Below are 8,018 nucleotides of genomic sequence, written 5' to 3'. Positions count from 1 at the left end.
CAGCCCTCGAGCTGCTGGAAGTCCTCCATCGTGGGGTCCTGCGCCTGGAGCATCGTCCCCATGGCCCCGTCGGCGACGACCACGCGGGTCGCGAGGGCTTCCCGCAAAGCGGTGGCGCGTTCCTGCGCGTTCGGTGTGCGGGTCGTCATGCGAGCTGCTCCAGCTTCGGTCCCAGCAGGGCGGCGGCCTGCTGCCCGTACACGGTGCGGACGGTGTCGAGGAGGCGGGCGGGCAGGATCTCGTAGGACTGCGAGCCGATGGCGGCCAGGACCAGTGCGGACATCGCGCAGCCGAGCTGGGCGGCGGTCTCCAGCGGCAGTCCCCAGCCGACGGCGGCCAGGAAGCCGGAGCGGAAGGCGTCTCCGACGCCGGTGGGGTCCTCGGCGGGGACGTCGGGGACGGCGGGGACGGTGAGGGTGGGCGCGCCCTGGGTGTCGATGCGGACGCCCTGGGCGCCGAGGGTGGTGATCCAGGTGCCGACGCGGTCCAGTACGTCCTCGTGGCTCCATTCGGCGCGTTCTCGCAGCAGGGCGGACTCGTACTCGTTGGTGAAGAGCCAGCGTGCGCCGGTGACGAGGCTGCGTACTTCGGGTCCGGTGAGGCGGGCGAGCTGCTGCGAGGGGTCGGCGGCGAAGGGGATGCCCAGTTCGCGGGCCTGTTCGGTGTGGCGGACCATCGCGCCGGGGTCGTTGGGCGATACGAGGATCAGGTCGAGGGGGGTGCGGGCGTGCAGGGTGTGCAGGTCGATGCGGGCGGATTCGGCCATGGCGCCCGCGTAGAAGGAGGCGATCTGGTTGGAGTCCTGGTCGGTCATGCACATGAAGCGGGCGGTCTGGTGCTCGGCGGAGACGTACACGGCGCCGGTGTCGACTCCGTGTTCCTTGAGCCAGACCTCGTACTCGGCGAAGTCGGGGCCGACGGCGCCGGCGAGGAGGGGGGTCAGGCGCAGGCCGCCGAGGCCGTAGGCGATGTTGGCGGCCACTCCCCCGCGTCGCACTTCGAGGGTGTCGACGAGGAAGGACAGGGAGATGTGGTGCAGCTGGTCGGGGAGCAGCTGGTCTACGAACCGGCCCGGGAAGGCCATGAGGTGATCTGTGGCGATGGATCCGGTCACCGCGATACGCACGTGGACTCCTGTGAGCTGGTCTGTTGGTCGGCGGGGCGGGGGGTGGGCTGGGATGCGGGGGCCGGCGGGGGTGCGGGGCGGGCGGCGGCCGTGGGCGCTCGGTGCCGTCCGCCCCTTTCGGTGGTCCCTCCGCTCAGGCGCCGGCGGCGGCCTTCAGCTGCTCGGCGCGGTCGGTGCGCTCCCAGGTGAAGTCGGGGAGTTCGCGGCCGAAGTGGCCGTAGGCGGCGGTCTGGGCGTAGATGGGGCGCAGCAGGTCGAGGTCGCGGATGATGGCGGCCGGGCGGAGGTCGAAGACCTGGGCGATGGCGTCCTCGATCCTGGTGATGTCGGTCTTCTCGGTGCCGAAGGTCTCGACGAACAGGCCGACGGGCTCGGCCTTGCCGATGGCGTACGCGACCTGGACCTCGCAGCGGGAGGCGAGGCCGGCGGCGACGACGTTCTTGGCGACCCAGCGCATGGCGTAGGCGGCGGAGCGGTCGACCTTGGACGGGTCCTTGCCGGAGAAAGCACCGCCGCCGTGGCGGGCCATGCCGCCGTAGGTGTCGATGATGATCTTGCGGCCGGTGAGGCCGGCGTCGCCCATCGGGCCGCCGATCTCGAAGCGGCCGGTGGGGTTGACCAGGAGGCGGTAGCCGGCGGTCTCCAGTTTGATGCCGTCGTCGGCGAGCCCGGCGAGGACGTGTTCGACGACGTGGGCCTTGATGTCGGGGGTCAGCAGGGCTTCCAGGTCGATGTCGGAGGCGTGCTGGGAGGAGACGACGACGGTGTCGAGGCGGACGGCCTTGTCGCCGTCGTACTCGATGGTGACCTGGGTCTTTCCGTCGGGGCGCAGGTAGGGCAGGGTGCCGTTCTTGCGGACCTCGGAGAGCCGGCGGGCGAGCCGGTGGGCGAGGTGGATGGGCAGCGGCATGAGTTCGGGGGTCTCGTCGGTGGCGTAGCCGAACATCAGGCCCTGGTCGCCGGCGCCCTGCTTGTCGAGTTCGTCGCCCTCCTCGCCTGCGGCGGCGCCCTCGACGCGGCTCTCGTAGGCGGTGTCGACGCCCTGGGCGATGTCCGGGGACTGGGCGCCGATGGAGACGGACACGCCGCAGGAGGCGCCGTCGAAGCCCTTGACGGACGAGTCGTAGCCGATCTCCAGGATCTTCTCGCGTACGAGCTGCGCTATGGGTGCGTAGGCCTGCGTCGTCACCTCGCCCGCGATGTGCACAAGACCGGTGGTGATCAGTGTCTCGACCGCGACGCGCGAGGCGGGGTCCTGGGCGAGCAGCGCGTCGAGGATCGTGTCGCTGATCTGGTCGGCGATCTTGTCGGGGTGTCCCTCGGTCACGGATTCCGAGGTGAACAGACGACGGGACATGTCACTCCTGGTGGTGTGGGACGGGGTGTCGGGTCGGGCGGGGGGACGGTCAGGGCCGGGCGGTGGTGGCGGCCGCCGCGGCGGCGGTCTGCAGGGTTCGGGCCAGGGCCCGGACCGGGTCGGGGTCGGGGTCGTCCTCGGTGGTGAGGGCGCCGCCGATCGCGACGAGGGGTGGGTGCCAGCCGTGTGAGGCGATGCGTTCGGCGATCGCGCAGGCGAGGGTGCCGGCGCCGGAGAATCCGCCGAGCAGCAGGGGTTCGCCGCGGGCGAGGGCGGGGCGCAGGGCGGCCAGTACGGTCCGGGTGTCGGCGGGCGGTGCCACGGTGGTCAGGGCCTGCGGGCCGGGGTAGGCGTCGGCGAGTGCGTCGTAGCAGCCCGGTGGTGCGTCGGGTGGCGGGACCAGGCAGATGGTGCCGGCGCCGGTGCGGGAGGCGGCGCGCAGGATCCGCAGGGTGCGGGCGGTGGACGCGGGCCGGGTGACGCGGGGTACGGGGCTGCCGTCGAGGAGGGTCAGGGCGTCGGCGACGGTGGTGGCCCTGCCGGGGGTGGCGGGCAGTTCGCGCAGCAGCAGGGTGGTCTGGGCGAGGGTTTCGGCGGCGTCGGTGTCGGCGATGCGGGCCCGGTCGTAGACGCAGGTCAGGACGAGGGCGCCGGCGGCGTCGTGGTGTGCGGTGAGGGTGAGGGGGTGTGTGGTGTGCGCGGCGACGGCTTCGGCGGGGCCGACGCGTACTCCCTCGGTGGCGAGTTCGGTGTGGAGGGGGTCGTCGGCGGGTCCGGGGGGTGTTGTCGCTTCGAAGGTGATGAGCGAGTCGGGGACCGGGTGGGTGCCGGCGGCGGGGCCGGCCGTGGCGGGCGGGGACCACAGGGCCGCCTGGCCCGGGGAGACCCATTCGTGGGAGGCCGCTTCCAGGGCCTGGCCGGCCAGGGTGGCCAGCAGGACGGTCAGCGGGGTGGACGGGGTGATGCGGACGTGCAGCGGGAGGGCTCCGTGCAGTGGGCCCGGGAGGCGGTCGGCGCCGGGGAGCGGGATGCCGCGGCCGGAGACGGCCGCGGCGAAGGCGACCGTGGGGGCGGTGCGGTGGGCGCGGTGGAGCTGGATGGCCCAGGCGGTGTGCAGGGCGGTGCTTTCGCTGGCGCCCCGGTCGGCGGCCCAGTGCCGCAGGCGCTGTGCCTCGTAGGGGGTGAGGCGTTGGCGGGTGCGTCCGTGGCCGCGGGTACGGGCGCCGGGGCCGGCGGCGGGGCCGGGGCCGGCGGGTATCCGGTCGGGTCGGCCCGGGAGGCCGGGCGCGTCCGCGGGGGCGCCGGCGCGGGCCCAGTGGGCGCGGGCCGGTGTCTGGTTGCGGCGGGCGAGCCAGTGCATGTGGTCGCGGATGTCGGGCCGTCGTTCGCTGCCGAGGGGGCGTCCGTCGGCGAGGTAGGCCCGGTACAGGGTGCGTTGGAGCAGGCGTGCGCTCCAGCCGTCGAGCAGTGCCTGGTGGTAGGTGAGCAGGATCCGGAAGACCTGGCCGGGTTCTTCCAGCAGGGCGATGCGCAGTGCTGTGCCGGGCCGGTGGAGGTCGAATTCGCGCATGCGCTCGCTGAGGAGGAGGGCGTGCCAGTCCTCGCTGCCGCGGGGGTGGCGTTCCAGTTGCGGGGCGGCGTGCGGGTGTACGGCCAGCAGGGGGCCGGCGGTGGGTGCGGGGGGCCTGGCCAGGGCGGTGCGCAGGACTGCCTCGCTGTCGTGGAGGGTCTGCCAGGCGGCGGTGAAGCGCCGGGTGTCCAGCGGTCCGTACCAGCGCCAGTGCAGTTGTTCCACGTGCAGTGCGGCGCCGGGGTGGGTCATGGCGTCGAGGAGTACCTCCCGTTGGCGGGGTGTGGTGGGTGGTGGTGTTTCCGGTTCCGTGGTGGCGCATCCGGCGCATCCGGCGCATCCGGCGTGTGCGTGGTGTCGGGCGCATTCGGGGTGTCGGGTGCAGGGCGTGCCGGGGGTGTACCGGGCGGCGCGGGGCTCCTCCCCCGCCGCGGTGGCTCCGGTCAGCAGGTCGCAGAGCCGTCCTGCGGGGAACGGCGGCGGGGGCAGGGTCAGGGTGTGGTGGTGGTCGGTGTGCCGGTGGAGCGTCGCCGTGCACGGCGGCAGCGAGGCGAGTGCGGCGGTGAGGGCGGCAGGGGTGAGGCTGCCGTGGAGGTCGAGGGAGGTCGGAGGGCCGGGTGTGAGCACCACGGTCATGGCCATGGTGGCGGCCATCGGCTTCCCTCCTCTTCCCTTTCGGTTTGCGACACATGGTGGACTCGTGGGGGACACGGCCGGACATGGTCTGTTGTCGAGGATTCTTGCGCCCGGTCCTCGGCCCGTCCTTGAGCGCGCATCGAGTCCGGATCCCGTCAGCGGATGCGGAAGTTGGCCATCATTCCCATCGCCGAGTGGTCGAGCAGGTGGCAGTGGTAGACGTAGGTGCCGCGGTAGGTGTTGAAGGTGGCGTGGAGTTTGACGGTCTCGCCGGGGAAGAGGCGGACGGTGTCCTTGAGGCCGGCCTCGGCCGGTCCGACGGGGGCGCCGTCCCGCTCGAGCAGGCGGAACTGGACCAGGTGCATGTGGAAGTTGTGCGGGACGAGTTTGTTGGCGTTGGTGACGGTCCATATCTCCGAGGTGCCGTGGGTGATGGTCTGGTCGATGCGGTGGTGGTCCCAGACCTGGCCGTCCATGAAGCCCTGGGGTTCCTGCCGGCCGTCCTCGTCCATGCTGAGGACGACGGTGCGCTGCACGGTGGCGGGCGGCAGGGCGGCCAGGGTGCGCAGGACGTCGGGGACGCTGCTGGGGTCGGGTGCGGTGCGTACGACGTCGAAGCGCAGGACTTTGCCGACCTGGTCGGGGGTGCCGGGGCCCAGGGTGTTCTCCAGGACGATCTTGGTGCCGGTGGGGTAGCGGGAGAAGTCGATGACGACGTCGGCGCGTTCGGCCGGGGAGAGTCCGATGGTGTCGGTGGTGAAGGGGCGTTCCAGCAGGCCGCCGTCCGAACCGATCTGGGTCATCGGGCCGCCGTCGGACAGGCGCAGCTGGAAGAAGCGCATGTTGGAGGAGTTGAGGAGCCGGAAGCGGTATTTGCGGGCGGCGACCTCGAAGTAGGGGGTGGGGCGGCCGTTGGCGAGGATGGTGGTGCGGCCGAAGGCGTCGTCCATGACGTAGACCAGTTGTCCGGCGTCGTCGAAGCGGGCGTCGCGCAGGGCGATGGGGACCTCGTACTGGCCGGCGGGCAGCGGCAGTGCGCGTTCGGTGTCGTCGGTCAGGAGGTAGGTGGCGGACAGGCCGCGGAAGACGTGCTCGGACTCCATGTGGTGGGCGTGGTCGTGGAACCAGAGGGCGGCGCCGGGCTGTTGGTTGGGGTAGGTGTAGGTGCGTGAGGTGCCCGGGGCGAAGGTGTCCATGGGGCCGCCGTCGTTGTCCGGGGAGACGTTGCCGCCGTGCAGGTGGACGGAGACGGGCGTGGTGAGGGTGTTGCGGTGGCGGATGACGACCTTGCGTCCGGTGCGGGCCCGCAGGACGGGGCCGGGGAAGTGGCCGTCGTAGGTGAGGACCTTGGTGCGCACTCCGGGGATGATCTCCCGGGCGGCTTCCTTGATGGTGACGGCGTAGGTGTCCTGGCCGGCGGGCCCGGATATCGGTGAGAGGACCGGCAGGGTCGCCATCTTGACCGTGAAGGGCGGCGGGACGGTGACCGGCTTGGCCCCCGCGGCGGTGGCCCGGGCGGGGCCGGCGCCGAGCAGCGGCGTCAGCCCGCCGGCGGTGAGCAGGCCGGCGCCGGTCGCGGCGGCGGCTCCGCCGAGCAGGCTGCGTCTGGTGACCATGGGATGTCCTCCTGGGAAGGGTGGGTGCGCGGGCCGCCCGGGAGGGGGCCGCCCTCGCTGCCGGGGCCGGCGCGTGGTGGTGCTCGCGCAGGTGGCGCGCCGCGAGTGCACCAGACGCGGCTTGCGCAGCGCTCGAGCCCGAATGGTGTGCGGGGGTTCGGCGTTGCGCGGGCCTTGCGGGGGCTGGGCAAGGCTCCTCGTGCGTACGTATGACCGCGTACGCGCGACTCGTGCCGCCGATCGGGGCGGCCGCCGGGGGAGGCACCCGTGGACCTGAGGGACCTGCACGACTTACGCGACTGGCTGCCGCGCGCGCTCGGGGTGGCGGAGCGGTGGGGCGGTCGGTTCGGCCCGTACGACGGTCATGACGCGCACCGCGTCGGTTCCGAGGCGTTCACCGAGGCGTTCGAGCGGCTGGCCAAGCGGATGGACGACAACTATCCGTTCTTCCACCCGCGCTACGCCGGGCAGATGGTCAAGCCGCCGCACCCGGCGGCCGTCACCGGCTATCTCACGGCGATGCTGTTCAATCCGAACAATCATGCCGCCGAGGGCGGGCCCGCGACCACCGAGATGGAACGTGAGGCGGTCGCCGCGCTGGCCTCGATGTTCGGGTTCGACGCGCATGTGGGGCATCTGACGACCAGTGGCACGATGGCCAATCTGGAGGCCCTGTACGTGGCGCGGGAGCTGCACCCCGGCCGCGGGATCGCCTACAGCTCCGAGTGCCACTACACGCACGAGCGGATGTGCCACGTGCTGGGCGTGGAGGGGCACCGTATTCCCGTCGACGCTTACGGCCGTATCGATCTCGACGCGCTGGAGGGTGCGCTGCGCGGCGGTCGGATCGGGACGGTCGTCGTCACCACCGGGACGACCGGGCTGGGGGCGGTCGACCCGGTGCACGAGGTGCTGGTGCTGGCGCGCCGGTACGGGGTGCGGGTGCACGTGGACGCGGCGTACGGCGGGTTCTACGCGGTGCTGGGCCGGGCGGGGGCCGGTGGCGTCGACCCGGCGCCGTGGCGGGCGATCGCCGGCTGCGACTCGGTGGTGGTGGATCCGCACAAGCAGGGGTTGCAGCCGTACGGGTGCGGGGCGGTGCTGTTTCCCGATCCGCGGGCCGGGCGGCACTTCGCCCACGATTCGCCGTACACGTATTTCACCGATGCCGACCTGCACCTGGGCGAGATCAGCCTGGAGTGCTCTCGGGCGGGCGCGGCGGCGGCCGCGCTGTGGCTGACGCTGCAGCTGCTGCCGCTGACCCCGGACGGTTTCGGGCGGATCCTGGCCGCGAACCGGCGGGCCGCGCTGCGGTGGGCGGACCTGCTGGGCGCCTGCGAGGAGCTGGAGCTGTACCAGCGCCCGGACCTGGACATCGTCACCTACTTCCCGGCGACCGCCGGGCGCTCGCTGTCCTCGATCGACGCGGCGTCGGAGCGATTGCTGCGTGCGGGCATGTCGGCGGAGGGGGATCCGGTGTTCCTGAGTGTGCTGCGCGCGGACGCGGACGCGTTCGTGGGGCGCCACCCGGGGGTGGTGCGGGACGCGGAGGCGGCGCGGGTGATCCGCAGCGTCCTGATCAAGCCGGAGTTCGAGCACTACCTGCCGACCCTGCATTCCCGTGTGGCGGAGCTCGCGGCCGAGGCCCGGGTCGCGCCCTGAATCCGTTCCCCGCTGTCCGTTGCCTGTTGTCCGTTGCCTGTTGTCCGTTTC

The 8,018-nt window shown here is 72.6% G+C and carries 5 protein-coding genes; 1 reads left to right on the top strand and 4 read right to left on the bottom strand.

The genetic code is table 11. The features are described 5' to 3' along the window. Positions 1-145: 145 nt before the first annotated feature. From ACIQZO_RS38960 to ACIQZO_RS38945, 4 genes are all read right to left on the bottom strand, one after another. A complete protein-coding gene (locus ACIQZO_RS38960; RefSeq protein ID WP_403635970.1) occupies positions 146-1,126 on the bottom strand; it encodes a carbohydrate kinase family protein in 981 nt (326 codons plus the stop codon). A 133-nt stretch (positions 1,127-1,259) separates the two neighbouring features. Further along, positions 1,260-2,483, bottom strand: coding sequence for a methionine adenosyltransferase (metK, locus tag ACIQZO_RS38955; RefSeq protein ID WP_403635968.1), 1,224 nt, complete (start codon positions 2,481-2,483; stop codon positions 1,260-1,262). Between the two features lie 49 nt (positions 2,484-2,532). Further along, positions 2,533-4,707, bottom strand: a complete 2,175-nt coding sequence (locus tag ACIQZO_RS38950; protein WP_403635966.1) for a condensation domain-containing protein — start codon at positions 4,705-4,707, stop codon at positions 2,533-2,535. A 137-nt stretch (positions 4,708-4,844) separates the two neighbouring features. Next, positions 4,845-6,305: a multicopper oxidase family protein gene (locus ACIQZO_RS38945; RefSeq protein WP_403635964.1), complete on the bottom strand. Its 1,461-nt coding sequence runs from the start codon at positions 6,303-6,305 to the stop codon at positions 4,845-4,847. 267 nt (positions 6,306-6,572) lie between these two features. On the opposite strand from ACIQZO_RS38945, the gene ACIQZO_RS38940 reads away from it, so the two are divergent. Then, complete coding sequence (locus ACIQZO_RS38940; RefSeq protein ID WP_403635962.1) at positions 6,573-7,967, top strand: pyridoxal phosphate-dependent decarboxylase family protein; 1,395 nt, start codon at positions 6,573-6,575, stop codon at positions 7,965-7,967. Positions 7,968-8,018 lie beyond the last annotated feature (51 nt).

Source organism: Streptomyces sp. NPDC097617 (genome assembly GCF_044761485.1).
GTDB lineage: Bacteria > Actinomycetota > Actinomycetes > Streptomycetales > Streptomycetaceae > Streptomyces.
The sequence above is the reverse complement of the archived record's forward strand: the minus strand, read 5'-3'. Positions and strand labels throughout refer to the sequence as shown.